The organism is Paenibacillus solisilvae (assembly GCF_042656405.1).
Taxonomy (GTDB): domain Bacteria; phylum Bacillota; class Bacilli; order Paenibacillales; family Paenibacillaceae; genus Paenibacillus_Z; species Paenibacillus_Z solisilvae.
Genome location: NZ_JBHSOW010000153.1, coordinates 1 through 639, shown reverse-complemented (window position 1 = coordinate 639; position 639 = coordinate 1). Strand labels below are relative to the sequence as shown.

At 51.2% G+C, this 639-nt stretch carries 1 protein-coding gene; it reads right to left on the bottom strand.

Annotated features, from left to right (window positions below; translation table 11 throughout):
* Positions 1-639, bottom strand: a 639-nt coding sequence (locus tag ACFPYJ_RS33145; protein ID WP_379192888.1) for a transposase, incomplete at both ends; no start/stop codon positions are given.

The window sequence follows — 639 nt, the reverse complement described above, 5'->3', positions numbered from 1 at the left end:
GCGCATACCCTTCCTCGCTTCGAAGCTTCTCACGTACTTGCTGTTTGTAGCGCAGGAATCTTAGACTGACGCTGATCTCCCGATCCCCTTGGGCTTTTGTGCATGCAGATTTGAGCGGACAGCCTTCGCAGCTCAGACTCCGGTAATGCCGCTTTCGGATTTCATATCCGCTTTCCGTCGTTTCTGTCGTTTCGTATCGGAAGACCAATTTCCGTCCTGCCGCACAGGTCCAACTATCCTCGGCTTCGTCATACTGCCAATTGTCGATCTTGCTAATATCCTTCTGCCACGCCTTCGATTTTTCTTTATGATAGGTGCCGTACTTCACTAAAGCTTCAATTTTTCCCTCTTCGAGATAAGCATAGTTCTCTTCTCCGCCATAGCCGGCATCGGCAATGACGGTTCCCGGCAGTTTGCCGAGTGCGTCTTTGACCTTCTCCAGGTGCGGTTTCAAGCAGCGGGTATCCGTGGGACGTTGATGCAAGCTGTAGCCGACGATAAACTGATTTTCCGTCCCGATCTGCACATTGTAGCCTGGCTTGAGCTGCCCATTGCGCATATGATCTTCTTTCATGCGCATGAAGGTCGCATCCGGATCGGTTTTGCTGTAGCTGTTACGTTCGCCTAGAATGGCTTGTT